Below are 12,421 nucleotides of genomic sequence, written 5' to 3' on the forward strand. Positions count from 1 at the left end.
TTGGACAGCCCTTTGAGAATAAGGCTATCCTGATTTCAGGAGGAAACTTAAACAGCAACCTTCTCAAGAATCTCCCGATTCTATAAGCGGGAGAGGTTCAAAAAAAGAAAGTCGCCGTAGTCATGTAGGGGCTTTGCCTCCCCTGCGAAGACCCTTTTTGGCACAGCAGGAATCGACCGTAGGGAGATGCAAGCTGGTTGCCAAAACGGAGAGCTGTGTTGGAGATATTCGATAAAAATTTTTTCGATGGATAGAAGGGAAGCCGCATACTATCAGAAAAATCACTATATAAGAAGGGGAAAAATTATGTGGAAACGGTAAAAATATACGGAGCGATTCGGATGTGATACAATAGAGAAAACAATGCAGAAAAGGGGAATTTTGATGAAACATTTAGAAGTGGTAGCCGCGATTTTGGAGTATGATGGGAAAATTCTTTGTATGGAACGGGGCCAGGGAAAATTTGACTATGTCAGTTTCAAATACGAGTTTCCCGGTGGCAAGATTGAACCGGGCGAAGCCAAGCATACGGCCATTGAACGGGAACTGCGGGAAGAAATGGATGTCCATGTATCTGTCAAAGAATCGGATTTGTACATGACGGTCCATCATGATTATCCTGATTTTTCCATGACCATGTACGCCTTTTACTGCCATTTGGACAAGCCCGATTTTGTCCGCAAAGAACACGTCGATGCGAAATGGATGGCTCCTGAAGACATGCCGACGCTGGACTGGGCACCGGCAGATGTGCCTATCATGAAAAAGCTTTCTGGAAAGTAGGCGATAGCCATGGGGGAATATGGGGCTTTGGAGCAGTGTTTGCGCGAAGGTTTCATTGATTATACGGTGGAAGCGGACCAACGGTATGTTCCGAAAATTCTGACCAACAATAGGGATAAAAAGCGCAAGGTCCTCGATACGATTTTGTCACAGTTGTACGTTTGTGATTCCTTCTTGTTTTCCGTTGCCTTTTTGACGAAAAGCGGGATTGCCTGTCTGAAGGATGCGCTCATTCAGAACCGGACGGCGACGGGGAAGATTTTAGCCTCTCAGTATTTGAACTTTACGGAACCCGGTGCATTGCGGGAATTGTTGAAGTTTCCCAATGTCGAATTGCGCATGGTAACGGAAGAACGGGCTTTTCACGCCAAAGGCTATCTCTTTCATCGTTCCCAGGCAGGGCCGGAAAATTATACCATGGTCATTGGCAGCAGTAACATGACGGCCAATGCCTTGACGCACAATCAGGAATGGAATGTGTTCTTTACATCGGCAGAAAACGGCTCGCTCATCAGGCAGACCAAGGAAGAATTTGATGCCTTGTGGGATACGGCGGAAGTCGTCGATGAAGCGTGGATTCAGGCTTATGAGTCTGTGTACACGCACAATAAACCGAAACGGCAGTCCGTGTATGTTCCTTTTCATAAAATCCAGCCGAACGCCATGCAAAAAGCGGCTTTAGCGGGGATTCAAAAGTTGCGCGACGATGGTCAGGACCGGGGGCTGCTCATTTCAGCGACTGGGACGGGGAAAACCTATTTGTCGGCCTTTGATGTCTTAAAAACGCATCCCCGGCGGTTTCTCTTTGTCGTCCATCGGGAGCTCATCGTCAAAAGTGCACGGGACAGTTACGTCCGGATTGGCATTAATCCAGCCGATACGGGGCTGCTGACAGGGCACGATAAAGAAATGGATAAGCCCTATATTTTTGCGACCATTCAGACCTTGGCCCAGGATGAAATACTCCATACCTTTGCGCCCGATGCTTTTGACTATATTGTCATCGACGAAGTGCATCATGGCGGAGCCGCGACGTACCAAAAGGTCATTGGCTATTTTCGGCCCAAATTTCTGTTAGGTATGACGGCGACACCGGAACGGTCCGATGATTTCGATATTTATGCTTTGTTCCATCATCATATTGCTTATGAAATCCGCTTGCACGACGCCTTGGAAGAAAATATGCTCGTTCCTTTTCACTACCACGGCATCAGCGAGATTACCGTCAATGGCAACGTGTTGGACGATAAAAGCGATTTTGCTCTCTTGACTTGCGAAGAACGTATAAAACATATATTATATTATGCCGATTTGTATGGCAGTGATGCCGACCGCATCAAAGGCCTCGTCTTTTGCCGCAATGTAGAAGAAGCGCAGGCCTTGGCTGAAGCGTTTCGCCAGCATGGGAAACGGGCAATCGCCTTGACGGGCGCGTCGCGCGAAAGCGAACGGAGTGAAGCGATTCGTCATTTAGAGGCGAAAGCTGCCGAAGACCCGCAGTATCTCGATTACATTTTCACTTGTGATATTTTCAATGAAGGCGTCGACATTCCCCAGGTCAATCAGGTCATCATGCTGCGACCGACAACGTCGGCTATCGTCTTTGTGCAGCAGTTAGGCCGGGGGCTTCGCAAATATCCGCATAAGCGCTATTTAGAAGTGCTCGATTTCATTGGCAACTATGAAAATAACTTTTTACTTCCCATCGCCCTGTTTGGCGACCGGACGTATGATAAGGATTTTGTCCGCCGCCTCATGCAGGTCAATTTTCTGCCGGGACCGACGTCGGTTCATTTTGACGATATCGCCAAAGAACGAATTTACGCGGCTATTGATGCCAAAAGTGCTTTGGCAGACCTGCGGGATTTGAAAGAATCATATCGTAATATGGCCTATCGCCTGGGCCGCCAGCCCATGATGATGGATTTTGTCCGCTTTGGCGACAAGGATCCGGCGCTGTTCGTCGCTAAGAAAGAGTCTTTTTTTGAATTTGTTCAATACATGGAGCCTTATAACTCGACGCTGAACGCATCGCATCGGGCTGTGCTGAAGATGATGAGCCTGGAACTGGCCAATGGCAAACGGATAGAAGAATTGCTGGTCTTGCGCCATTTGCTGACAGAAGATTCCTGGTCTACGGCGGCCCTGGCTAAGGAAATGAACGAAACATACCATTTCCTGCCGTCTGCGGAAACGATGGAAAGCGTGGCCCGCCTGCTGGATTTGCAATTTTTTACTAAAACGGCCAGAAAAAAATACGGCGGACAGCCGCTCATTTCCTTTGAAAATCATGCTTATACAGCGACTCCTTATTGGAACGATTTGAAAGAAAATAAAGAATTTCAGTGCTATGTTCAAGATATCCTCGACTATGGGACCTATCGTTTTGAAAGCCTCTACGTCCACGACGAACCGGAAATCATTAAAGGCTTTGTCCGCTACGGCCGCTATTCCCGTAAAGACGTATCGCGTATTCTCAATTATGAGACGAATCGCGAAGGCACGCTCAATGGCTATCAGATTGTCGGGGCTACGTGTCCTATTTTCGTCACCTATGAGAAACGTGACGACATTTCGGCCAATACGAAGTACGAAGACCAGTTCGTCTCGCCACAGCAGTTCAGCTGGATGACGCGGGCTCGGATTCACCTGACGTCGTCGCAGATTCCGGCGATTTGCAATGAGCACACGCGGAAACTGCTGTTTGTAAAAAAGAGCGATGCCGAAGGCTCCGACTTCTATTACATGGGAGATTTGACGGTATTAGGCGATCCTGTCGAAACGACGATTGCCGATGGCAAAGGGCAGCAGCTGCCTATCGTCAATTTCCAGTTCCTTTTGGACAAGCCTGTTGAGGATAAGCTCTATCGGTATCTGTGTGAGTGAGTCATTATTTAGTAAATCGTAAATTAGTAAATCGTAACTTACTAATTTATGATTTACTAGTGCAAGGTGTTATAAACAGGCCTACACAAAAACTTTACACGCCACCTGTGGTACATTGACGGGAAATGTGGTAAACTAGTATAGTTATAGAAGTATATACAAAGGGGAGGTGTTTTTTTACTCTATGGAAGATAAATATGAATCGAATCATGATGGGCCGAAATCGAAGAAGTTCAATGGCCGCAATGTGGCCGATAACATCATAAAAGGTGTCATCGTCCTGATTATGGCCGTCATCTTCGTCATGATTGCCGACCAGGTGATTACGACGCCCTTCATCAGTGCCGAAATCGAAGGGGAATTTTTCCACGGCAGTATTTTCGGTACGACTATCATCACCATCGTAGCCTATATCGTCGGCATCATCGTCGGGGCCCTGGTGGGCTATGGGATTTCGCCGTTCGTGCTGCGCCTCATCTGGGCAGCGATTCACCGCATCGAATCGGGCCTGAATGATTTCGAGAGCCAGGACATCATCGTCGGGACGCTGGGGTTGCTTTTTGGACTTATCATTGCGAATTTAATTGGCCTAGCGTTCGCACGCCTGCCGATCATCGGGGCCTACGGGCCTATCGTCTTCAGCATCGTCTTCGGCTACGCCGGCATGAGCATCGCCATCCGCAAGAAGAGCGAAATCATCGCCCTGGCAGGCAATCTGCGCCTGGGCAAGTCCGGCAAGGATCACGGCAGCAAGCATAAGGACATGGAATTTTCCGGCAAGCTCCTCGATACGAGTGCCATCATCGACGGCCGCATCGCCGAGATTTGCAGTACCGGCTTCCTGGAAGGGCCGCTGCTGGTGCCGGTCTTCGTCCTGGAAGAATTGCAGCTCATCGCTGATTCGTCGGACCTGTTGAAGCGCAATAAGGGCCGCCGCGGCCTGGATATCCTGAAACAGATGCAGGAAGATAATTACGTCGAAGTCCGCATCATCAACGACGATTTCGACGACGTCCAGGGCGTCGATTCCAAGCTCGTCCGCCTGGGCCGCAAGATCAATGCCAAAGTCGTCACTAACGACTATAACCTGAATAAAGTCGCCGCCCTCCAGGGCGTGGCCGTCCTCAACATCAACGACCTGGCCAATGCCCTGAAACCGGCCCGCATCCCTGGGGAACACATGAACGTCCTCATCGTCAAGGCCGGCAAGGAAGAGAACCAGGGCGTCGCCTATCTCGATGACGGCACGATGATCGTCGTCGAAGATGGCCAGAAATACATCGGTTCTACTGTGCCCGTTACGGTGACGTCTGTCCTGCAGACGTCGGCTGGGCGCATGATATTCGTTAAGATTGCAAATGAGTAGGTGAAATGTGTGAAAGTATCTGTCATCGTCGTAGCGGCCGGCACAGGGAGCCGCTTCGGCTACGAGCGGAACAAGCTCTTCTATCCCTTGTGCGGCGAGCCTGTCCTGACCCATACGCTGCGCCACATTTTCGCGGCCCGGTCGGTCAGTGAAGTGGTCATCGTCCATTCCCGCGTCGATGAGAAGGAAATCCGCCGCCTCGTCGATGACCTCCATCCTATCCAGCCCGTACGCTACGCCCTGGGCGGCGCCGAACGGGAAGATTCGGTCTACAACGGCCTCATGGCCGTCAGCCGCGACGTGGATGTGGTCATGGTCCACGACGGCGCCCGGCCTTTTGCCGGCCCGGACTGGTATGACCAGGGCGCGGCCATGATGGAAACGGCCCGAGCTGCCATTTACGGCATCCCTCTCAAGGATACGGTCAAGGTCCGCGGCGACGACGGCCGGCTCCATACGCTGAACCGCAGCCGCCTGGTCGCCGCCCAGACGCCGCAGATCTTTCACCGCGACCTGCTCATGGAAGCCCATGAGCACGCCCGGACCGAGGGCATCCAGGCGACAGATGACGCATCCCTCGTCGAAGCCCTGGGTATACCCGTGGTCATCCTCGAAGGGAGCGAGAAGAACCGCAAGGTGACGACGCGCGACGACATTCCCATCCTGTCCCTGTACATGAAGGGGAGGGAAGTCCAGCGCATCGGTACGGGCTATGACGTCCACCGCCTGAAAGAAGGGCGGCGCCTGGTCCTGGGCGGCGTCGAGATTCCCTTTGAACGGGGCCTCGATGGCCATTCCGATGCCGACGTCGTCATCCACGCCATCATGGACGCCCTGCTGGGAGCCGCCGGGCTCCGCGATATCGGGACGTATTTTCCCGATACGGACCAGGCCTTCAAGGATATTTCCAGCCTGGTCCTCTTGGAAAAGGTCCGCCATCTGCTGCGGGAGAAATGCTGCCGCATCGTCAACCTCGACGTGACCTTATTGGCACAACGGCCTAAAATCAAGCCCTATGTGCCGCAGATGATCGCTAATATTGCCGAGGCCCTGCGTATCCCCAAGACTGCTGTCTCCGTCAAGGCGACGACGACAGAGAAACTGGGGTTCGTCGGCCGGGAAGAAGGCATGGCCGCCCAGGCGGCAGCCATGGTCCTTAGCTATCAATAATACATATATATAGTCTTTAGGAGGAATTTTTTATGTCACAGGAAGTACGCGTTCGTTTTGCTCCGAGCCCGACAGGCCCGTTCCACATCGGCGGTGCCCGTTCGGCACTGTTCAACTACCTCGTTGCCAAGCACAACCACGGTAAGTTCGTCGTCCGCATCGAAGATACGGACCGCAAGCGTTCGACGTCGGAATCGGAAGAAAACATCAAGGAAGCCCTGAAATGGCTGGGCATCACCTGGGATGAAGGCATCGACGTCGGCGGTCCCGATGGCCCGTACCGCCAGACTGAACGCCTGGGCATTTATCAGAAATATACGGAAAAGCTCTTGGCCGAAGGCAAGGCCTACTACTGCTTCTGCACGCCGGAAGAACTGGAAGCGGAAAAACAGGCTCAGCTGGCCAAAGGGGAAACGCCGGTCTACTCCGGCAAATGCGCTGACCTGCCCAAAGAAACGGTCGAACAGTACCTCAAGGAAGGCCGTCCCCACGTCATCCGCATCAAGACGCCGAAGAACGAAACGATTGAACTGGACGACCTCGTCCGCGGTCACGTATCCTTCGATTCCAACAACGTCGGCGACTTCGTCATCGTCAAATCCGACGGCATCCCGGTCTATAACTACTGCGTCGTCCTCGACGATGCCCTCATGCACATCACCCACGTCATCCGTGCGGAAGAACACTTGTCCAACACGCCGCGCCAGCTGGTCATCTACAAGGCATTGGGCTTTGAAGCCCCGCAGTTCGCTCACGTATCGCTCATCCTCGGCGCCGACAAGAAGAAGATGAGCAAGCGCCATGGCGCTACATCGGTCCAGCAGTACCGCGATATGGGCTACCTGCCCGACGCACTGGTCAACTTCCTGGCCCTCCTCGGCTGGACGCCGGAAGGCGATCAGGAAATCTTCAGCCGCGATGAACTCATCGAACAGTTCACCCTCGACCGCGTCGCCAAGAACCCGGCCGTCTTCGACATCGAAAAGCTCAACTGGATCAACTTCCATTACATGAAGCAGCTCGATGAAGACCAGCTCTATGCCGTCTGCCTGCCGCACCTGCAGAAGGCAGGTTATGCCAGCGAAAATCCGGACGAAAAGGAAGCTGCCTGGTTGAAAGCCATCTGCGCCGCCATGCGCGAACACGTCCAGTACGGCGCTCAGATCGTCGACGCTGCCAAGGTCTTCTTCACCGACGACTATGCGCCGGAAAATGAAGAAACCGCAGCAGTCCTCAAAGAAGAAACGGCTCCGTCCGTCCTCAAGATGTTCCGGGATGAACTGGCTGCCCTCGACGACGTCACGCCCGACACGGTACAGCCCCTGTTCAAGAAAATCCAGAAGGGCCTCAAGGTCAAGGGCAAGTTCGTCTACATGCCTATCCGCGTCGCCGTCACCGGCGTCATGCACGGCCCGGACCTAAACGTCATCGTCGCCCTCATGGGCCGCGACAAAGTCCTGGCCCGTCTGGACGAAACGTTGGCATAAAGGGCTTGACATGAGCCCGATTATTGGGTACTATATACATACGTATTAACTAATAATATGTATCAAATAAGAATCTGCGATGATCAAAATGAGTTGCAGTGGCATCCGACAGAGAAGAAGGGTCATGGCTGAGAGCCTTTCCAGGTCATAAAACTGCAATGCTGCCTTTGTGAGCAGGCCGGGTGAAAGGAGTAATCCGGTCCGGGGGCGCCCGTTACTGCGCAGTAAAGATTACGGCACTGCCGTAAAAACAGAGTGGAACCACGGGCCACCGTCTCTGTCATAGGGGATGGTGGCCTTTTTGTTCAAATTTCAGGGAGGTTACCGTATGAGAGAACTGAAAGTATATAATACATTGACCCGTAAAAAAGAAATCTTCGTGCCCGTTACGCCGGGCCAGGTCAAGATGTATGTCTGCGGCATTACGCCGTACAACCATTCCCACATGGGCAATGCCCGTCCTTTCGTCACGTGGGACGTCATCAAGCGCTATCTGGAACACTTGGGCTATGAAGTCACGCACATCCAGAACTTCACCGACGTCGACGATAAGATCATCAACGCTGCCAACGGCGAAGGCGTCACGTGGGATACCATTTCCAACCGCTATATCGCATCGTACTTCGACGTCATGGACAAGCTCCACATCCGCCGGGCCGACAAGTATCCCCGCGTATCGGAACACATGGATGAAATCATCAACATGGTCCAGACCCTCATCGACAAAGGCTATGCCTACGTCATCGACCACAACGTCTATTACAGCGTCGAAAAGTTCGCCGACTACGGCGAATTGAGCGGTCGCAGCCTCGACGACATGATGGCCGGCGCCCGTATCGAAGTCGACGACCGCAAGCACAATCCCATGGACTTCGCCCTCTGGAAAGGTGCTAAGCCCGGCGAACCGTCGTGGGACAGCCCCTGGGGCAAAGGCCGTCCGGGCTGGCACATCGAATGCTCGGCTATGAGCAATAAGTACCTTGGCGATACCTTCGACTTCCACGGCGGCGGCAGCGACCTCATCTTCCCGCACCATGAAAACGAAATCGCCCAGTCCGAAGCCTTTACGGGCAAGAAACCGATGGTCAAATACTGGCTCCACAACGGCTTCATCACCATCAACTCGGAAAAGATGAGCAAGTCCCTGAATAACTTCTTCCTGGTCAAGGACGTCCTGGAACACTACAGCCCCGATGCCCTGCGCTTCTTCCTCATTTCCAACCACTACCGCAGCCCCTTGGACTTCAGCGACGAACGGCTGGAAGAAATGACGCGCAGCCTCGAACGCCTGGGCACGGCCATCGACAACGTCCTGGAACTCCTGGCTATGCCGGCCGGTGCTAAATCGCCGGAAGCCCAGCAGCTCCTGGAAACGGCCCACAAGGACGAAGAAGACTTTGAAAATGCTATGTGCGACGACTTCAATACGGCCCTGGCCAGCGCGGCCATGTTCGATTTGGCCAAGAACGTCAACATCTTCAAGAATGCCGTCGTCAACAACGGCGTCCCCGTCGATTCGGCAGCCATGTCGGAAGTCAAGCGCGTCTTCAAGACCTTCACGGATATCCTCGGCATCCTCGAAGACCGCTGGACCGGCAAGAAGGAAGACGCCAGCAGCAAGGACTACGACGACCTCATGCAGGCCATCCTCGACATCCGTCAGGAATGCCGCGCCCAGAAACAGTACGCCCTGGCCGACGCCATCCGCGATAAACTGGCCGCTCTTGGCATCACTATCGAAGATTCGCCGCAGGGAGCGCGCTGGAAAAAGTGAAATTCAAACAACTGCAAGCACTGAAGAAACGGGCCTACCAGGCCTTTGCCGACGGCAAGCGCCTGGACGTGCCCGACCAGGATGCGGCCCATCTCGACTCGATCAACCTGGCCTTCGTCGGTGACGCCTATTACGCCCTGACCCTGCGCCGGCGCCTGGTGGAAACGGGCATCCCCCACGTCCAGGTCCTGCACACGCTGGCGGCAGAATTCGTATCCGCCAAGGCCCAGGCCTATGTCTACCGCCGCATCCACGACGGCCTGACGGACGACGAAAAGGCCGTCTGCCAGCGGGCCCGCAATGCCTATACCCTGGCGCCGAAGAGCGCCACCGTCGCCGAGTACCACGACAGCACGGCCCTGGAAGCCCTGGTGGGCTACCTGGTCATGGCTGGCCGGACGGAACGCCTGGACGCCGTCATGGCCCAGGTCTATGAAGAAACGAAAGCCTATTGTAACGAAAAACATGGAGGAATGGAATGAGTGAGGCAAATATCATCATCGGCCGCAACAGCGTCACCGAAGCCCTGAAGGCCGGCCGGTCCATCACCAAGCTGTACGTCGCTGCCGGCAATGAGTCGCAGCCGCTGCAGCGCATCCGCGACCTGGCAGGCCGGAAGGAAATCCTCGTCGAAGACGTGCCCCTGAAGGTCCTCAACCACCTGGCACCGGGGAACCGCCACCAGGGCGTCATCGCCTTTGCCAAGCCCGTGGAATACGCCGATTTGACAGACGTTCTCATCGCTGCTGATGAAAAGGGGAAGGTACCGTTCCTGGTCCTCCTCGACGGCATCGAAGACGTCCACAACATGGGGGCCATCATCCGCACGGCGGAATGTGCCGGCGTCGACGCCGTCCTCCTGCCCAAGCGGCGGACGGCGCTCATCAATGAGACTGTCGGCAAGACGTCGGCCGGCGCCGTCGAATACATGCCCCTCGTGCAGATCGGCAACATCGCCCAGACCCTGAAGCAGCTCAAGAAGCGCGGTTTCTGGGTCATCGGCGCCGATATGGACGGCGAGACGGACTATTTCCACAGCTCCCTGACGGACCCGGTCGTCCTGGTCATCGGCAGTGAAGGCCGGGGCATCTCGCACCTGGTCAAGGAGACGTGCGACGTCCTGGTCCAGATTCCCATGTTCGGCCACGTCAACTCCCTCAACGCCTCCGTCGCAGCGGCCCTGCTCATGTATGAAGTCGTGCGGCAGCGGCAGGCAGGCGAATAATTTAAAATAAGCGAGGTAACGATTATGCAGGCAGCGTCCAATGCAGAAGAAAAACATGACCGCTTTGCAGGCATGACAGATGAAGAAATCGTACGCATCGCCCAGGAAGAGCACGATGGCAAAGCGGCCGATTATATCGTCAACAAGTATCGCAACTTCGTCAAATCCAAAGCCCGCGCCTACTTCCTGGTCGGCGCCGACCGGGATGACATCATCCAGGAAGGCATGATCGGCCTCTACAAGGCGACGCGGGATTTCCGCGGCGACAAGCTGTCGTCGTTCCGGGCCTTTGCCGAGTTATGCATTACCCGGCAGATCATCACGGCCATCAAGACGGCGACGCGGCAGAAACACATACCCCTTAACTCGTATGTGTCTCTCAACAAGCCCGTCTATGAAGACGAATCGGACCGGACGCTGCAGGACATCCTGTCCGGCATCCGCGTCAGCGATCCCGAAGAGCTGGTCATCAGCCGCGAAGAATTCAATGATATCGAACTGAAGATGAATGAGATCCTCAGCGATCTGGAATGGCAGGTCCTGACAGCCTATCTCGACGGCAAATCCTACAACGAGATGTCCCGTCAGCTGCACCGGCACGTCAAGTCCATCGACAATGCCCTGCAGCGGGTCAAACGCAAGCTGGAACATTATCTGGAAACGCGCAATGCCGAAAAAGAAACGGAACCCGATGAGAAAGCCAAAGAACCTATTGATAGAAAAGCTAAATGAGTGTACAATAGTACTGTTAGCGTCATTGTGTGAGGAGGATTAACGTGATCACAGCATTAGAAATCATCGTTGTCATTTTGGCACTGCTCATCATCGGTGTCGTCGTGGCACAGAAGAGCAAGACCCAGGGCATGGGCGCCGGTTTCGGCGGCGGTGCCGAAGACTTGTTCGGGAGCCGGGCCCGCGGCATGGATGCCCTGCTTTCCAAACTGACTATCGTCCTGTCGATAGCATTTGCCATTTGTACATTGCTGTTAGGCAGACTGATGCATACTTTTTAATGAATTCTTAGGGGCTGTCGCATATGCGGCGGCTCCTTTTTTATCCTTTGCAGAACGGCGATTTGAGGAGGGGAACTATGGATTTACAGCTGGCTCATGATATAATAAGTATATGTAATGAAGACAGCGGCGGCGCAACGGTCGAAGACTGTGCCGAACAGCTCGGCATCACCGGCGCCCGGCTGGCTGACGTATTTGACACATTTGAAGAATTAGTGAGGAGTGAAAAGCTCATGAGAATCGCAGGAGACCGGTATATCTCGGCCAAACAGCCCCAGGAAATCACCGGTATTTATAAAGGTTATACGCCGACCTTCGGGTTCGTCCTCAGCCAGGACCTGACGGAGGACGTATACATTGCCGAACAGAACCGCCATACGGCCATGAATAACGATAAGGTCACGGTCCGCATCCTGCACAGCGGCGATGGCCGTCATAAACAGGAAGGGGAAATCGTATCCATCGTCGAACGGGTCAACAAGACCCTGGTCGGTACGTTCCAGCTGGAAAAACACAGCGCCTTCGTCACGCCGGACGACGAACGCATCCGCGAAGACGTCTACGTGCCCCTCGACAAGACCGGCGGCGCCCGCAGCAGTGCCCGCGTCCTGGTCAAGATCACCAAGTGGCCCGAAGAAGGGCGCAAAGCCGAAGGGGAAGTGACGGAAGTCCTCGGCTATGACGGCGACAAGGACCTTGATATCCAGGTCCTTGTCG

10 protein-coding genes and 1 pseudogene are annotated in these 12,421 nt (G+C 54.1%); all 11 read left to right on the top strand.

All coding sequences use genetic code 11. The features are described from left to right. The first annotated feature begins 384 nt into the window (after window positions 1-384). The gene (locus tag WMO23_RS09380; protein ID WP_022497332.1) at window positions 385-783 is read left to right on the top strand and encodes a (deoxy)nucleoside triphosphate pyrophosphohydrolase; all 399 of its coding nucleotides are present in this window, start codon (window positions 385-387) and stop codon (window positions 781-783) included. Window positions 784-810: 27 nt separating this feature from the next. After that, window positions 811-3,669, top strand: a complete 2,859-nt coding sequence (locus WMO23_RS09385; protein WP_239639569.1) for a DEAD/DEAH box helicase — start codon at window positions 811-813, stop codon at window positions 3,667-3,669. 184 nt (window positions 3,670-3,853) lie between these two features. After that, a complete protein-coding gene (locus tag WMO23_RS09390; protein WP_020723959.1) occupies window positions 3,854-5,035 on the top strand; it encodes a PIN/TRAM domain-containing protein in 1,182 nt (393 codons plus the stop codon). Between the two features lie 9 nt (window positions 5,036-5,044). Beyond that, window positions 5,045-6,205 (top strand): 2-C-methyl-D-erythritol 4-phosphate cytidylyltransferase, encoded by a 1,161-nt coding sequence (gene ispD / locus WMO23_RS09395; RefSeq protein WP_292299141.1) that lies wholly within the window; start codon window positions 5,045-5,047, stop codon window positions 6,203-6,205. A 32-nt stretch (window positions 6,206-6,237) separates the two neighbouring features. After that, a complete protein-coding gene (gene gltX, locus WMO23_RS09400; RefSeq protein WP_020723958.1) occupies window positions 6,238-7,692 on the top strand; it encodes a glutamate--tRNA ligase in 1,455 nt (484 codons plus the stop codon). Between the two features lie 328 nt (window positions 7,693-8,020). Further along, entirely contained in the window at window positions 8,021-9,466 is a 1,446-nt protein-coding gene (cysS, locus tag WMO23_RS09405; protein WP_292107798.1) for a cysteine--tRNA ligase, read from the top strand. Further along, window positions 9,463-9,948, top strand: coding sequence for a Mini-ribonuclease 3 (locus WMO23_RS09410; protein ID WP_020310076.1), 486 nt, complete (start codon window positions 9,463-9,465; stop codon window positions 9,946-9,948). The genes cysS and WMO23_RS09410 overlap by 4 nt, the downstream gene beginning before the upstream one ends. Beyond that, window positions 9,945-10,691 (top strand): 23S rRNA (guanosine(2251)-2'-O)-methyltransferase RlmB, encoded by a 747-nt coding sequence (gene rlmB / locus WMO23_RS09415; protein ID WP_020310077.1) that lies wholly within the window; start codon window positions 9,945-9,947, stop codon window positions 10,689-10,691. The genes WMO23_RS09410 and rlmB overlap by 4 nt, the downstream gene beginning before the upstream one ends. Window positions 10,692-10,715: 24 nt before the next feature. Further along, window positions 10,716-11,423, top strand: coding sequence for an RNA polymerase sporulation sigma factor SigH (gene sigH, locus WMO23_RS09420; RefSeq protein WP_020310078.1), 708 nt, complete (start codon window positions 10,716-10,718; stop codon window positions 11,421-11,423). 44 nt (window positions 11,424-11,467) lie between these two features. Continuing rightward, window positions 11,468-11,704, top strand: coding sequence for a preprotein translocase subunit SecG (secG, locus tag WMO23_RS09425; RefSeq protein ID WP_014016332.1), 237 nt, complete (start codon window positions 11,468-11,470; stop codon window positions 11,702-11,704). A 77-nt stretch (window positions 11,705-11,781) separates the two neighbouring features. Beyond that, window positions 11,782-12,421 (top strand): annotated as a pseudogene (locus WMO23_RS09430) (ribonuclease R); the annotation flags it as partial.

The sequence above is a fragment of the Megasphaera intestinihominis genome, assembly GCF_040096415.1.
Classification (GTDB): domain Bacteria; phylum Bacillota; class Negativicutes; order Veillonellales; family Megasphaeraceae; genus Megasphaera; species Megasphaera intestinihominis.